A 2,116-nucleotide genomic window follows, 5' to 3' on the forward strand; every position below is an offset into this window, starting at 1 on the left:
CGTATTACCGCGGCTGCTGGCACGTAGTTAGCCGTGGCTTTCTGGTTAGGTACCGTCAAGGTACCGCCCTATTCGAACGGTACTTGTTCTTCCCTAACAACAGAGCTTTACGACCCGAAGGCCTTCTTCGCTCACGCGGCGTTGCTCCGTCAGACTTTCGTCCATTGCGGAAGATTCCCTACTGCTGCCTCCCGTAGGAGTCTGGGCCGTGTCTCAGTCCCAGTGTGGCCGATCACCCTCTCAGGTCGGCTACGCATCGTCGCCTTGGTGAGCCGTTACCTCACCAACTAGCTAATGCGCCGCGGGTCCATCTGTAAGTGGTAGCAAAAGCCACCTTTCAACTTCGAACCATGCGGTTCGAAATGTTATCCGGTATTAGCTCCGGTTTCCCGGAGTTATCCCAATCTTACAGGCAGGTTACCCACGTGTTACTCACCCGTCCGCCGCTAATCGTCAGGAGCAAGCTCCCTCAGATTCGCTCGACTTGCATGTATTAGGCACGCCGCCAGCGTTCGTCCTGAGCCAGGATCAAACTCTCCAATAAAGAGTTGATATAGCTCATAAAACGTACTAGTTTAGTACGTTGTTTTGTTAATCAAAATTAACGTTGGCACGCTTGGTTTTGTTTAGTTTTCAAAGAACTTTTTATTACTTTCGCCTAAAAGCGACTTCTTTAATATAACATGTAAGTCATGGTATAGTCAACATTTTTTTAAAAATTCTTTTAAATCATTTGCTCTGTTTTGCTGACTTAAAGAAGTATACCAGCATACTTATCACTAGTCAACACAATTAGAGCATTTTTTATATAATTTCTTGTATATAAAGTTCTTTTATATCCTTTAAAGAGAATATGTCCCCAGTTTGCTCAATTTTCACTATTGGCCGTGTTGGAAATTGTTCCTCCACAAAAACAATTTCCGCTTTTAATCCATTCGAAAGTTTGATCTTTGTCCCAGTCGAGAATTTAATTATTGCTTTTTTTAACTCATTTACAGCATTAAGATCAAATCTTCCAAAGTCTTGTTGTATGATTTGTTCTAAAACTTTAAAAGGGGATTGTTTACTGCGGTATGGACGTTCTGACACCATTGCCTGATATGTATCAGCTAAAGCGACAATTTTACTGTACGGATGAATCTGGTCTCCTTTAACGCCTAAGGGATACCCGCTGCCATCAATTCTTTCGTGATGCTGAAGGACTCCCATTTTAACTCCTTCTTTTATTGACATGATGTGTTTCAATAATTGATAGCTATGTACTGGGTGTTGTTTTATATCAAGATACTCCCGCTCAGTTAATGTCACTTTTTTGTCATAATAGCCGGGCTTATTCTCGCCATTCCACAATCACATACTAATCCCGTAATGGCAATTTGGTTTATCTCTCCTTGGATATAGCCTAATTTTTTAGCTAAAAATGCACTCGTCAAAGCTACTGCGATAGAATGATGGTAGAGATAGTTTTCTTTTTTGCTGTACTGATAAAGCTTTAACATTTCGCCTTCTGTTTTCCAACTCGGAAACTAACGGAAGGATAACTTGCCTGACTTTAGCTATTTCAACCTGGGTACCAGATTGCCAGCCTGTGAACAATTGCTTCAGTTCCATGACAGCCTGGATATAAAGTAAATGAAAGGTTTTAACAGGCTTGTTTTCTTTCATTTCTTTCACACCAATTGAATCATCTTTCAGAATACCTTCCGGTTGAAACTCTCTTCCATCTTCTAAAAAGGTTTCCACATGAACCTCATACACAAGAAAGGCTTTTAAGGCTTTTTTTATATGCTTTGTAACAATTGTTTTTTTATAAGCTAACACTTTATTTGAAGCAGATAAAATATCCTTTGCTAAAATACACCCTTCTTCCAATTGGTCAATATGAATCTTCATTGGTATCCCCCCTATTCTCATTATATAAAAAATAGTCTTAAATACTCATTTACCTTCATAAGCTTTAGGGTATTTTTTACTATAAAACCCCTATTATTTAGTGGGAATTTTTATAAAAAAAAGACTAACTCACATGAAATGAGCTAGTCTATAAAAGCTTTTATTCTTCTTCTGGAGCTTCTATTATTTCTCCTTCTTCTACTGTTTCTTGTTCAATTTCCTC

Annotated in this window: 2 protein-coding genes and 1 rRNA gene; all 3 read right to left on the bottom strand. The window is 39.2% G+C overall.

All coding sequences use genetic code 11. The features are described 5' to 3' along the window. Window positions 1–544 (bottom strand): 16S ribosomal RNA (locus WQ54_RS17840); the annotation flags it as partial. 260 nt (window positions 545–804) lie between these two features. Further along, on the bottom strand, window positions 805–1,350 hold the full coding sequence (locus tag WQ54_RS32015; RefSeq protein ID WP_052737858.1) for an HD-GYP domain-containing protein: 546 nt from the start codon (window positions 1,348–1,350) through the stop codon (window positions 805–807). A gap of 60 nt (window positions 1,351–1,410) precedes the next feature. Beyond that, window positions 1,411–1,893, bottom strand: a complete 483-nt coding sequence (locus WQ54_RS32020; RefSeq protein ID WP_052737859.1) for a hypothetical protein — start codon at window positions 1,891–1,893, stop codon at window positions 1,411–1,413. Window positions 1,894–2,116: the final 223 nt, after the last annotated feature.

Origin of the sequence: Bacillus sp. SA1-12 (assembly GCF_000981385.1) — a bacterium.
GTDB lineage: Bacteria > Bacillota > Bacilli > Bacillales > Bacillaceae > Metabacillus.

Coding starts and splice junctions, on each gene's coding strand:
- WQ54_RS32020 (WP_052737859.1), bottom strand. CDS start 1,893: ATGAAGATTCATATTGACCAATTGGAAGAAGGGTGTATTTTAGCAAAG.